We start from the raw sequence: 241 nt of genomic DNA, 5'->3' as shown, positions 1-241 counted from the left end.
CTCTCTTGACTGGCTTAGCTTAAGTTATTCATCTTCATCTGCATCATTTGCTTCAATGCCGGAGAGGCGTCAGATTCAACCCCTTTACTCCAGGCATCGCGCGCGCCCTGCTTGTCGCCTTTGGTCAGCAGCGCTTCGCCGCGAATATCGGCCACAATGGCTGTCCAGCCATCACCCTTCACACCGTCAAGGGTTTTAAGCGCCGCATCCGCTTGATTCTGTTGCAGTTGAATGCGTGCCA

1 protein-coding gene is annotated in these 241 nt (G+C 53.9%); it reads right to left on the bottom strand.

Annotated elements, in window-relative coordinates; genetic code table 11:
• Positions 1-14: 14 nt before the first annotated feature.
• On the bottom strand, positions 15-241 hold a 227-nt coding region (locus tag SB756_RS34415), incomplete at its 5' end, for a YfgM family protein (RefSeq protein ID WP_410913798.1).

It is taken from the genome of Pseudomonas sp. SIMBA_068 (genome assembly GCF_046534705.1).
Lineage (GTDB): Bacteria > Pseudomonadota > Gammaproteobacteria > Pseudomonadales > Pseudomonadaceae > Aquipseudomonas > Aquipseudomonas putida.
This window is presented reverse-complemented; position numbering and strand designations above follow the sequence as displayed.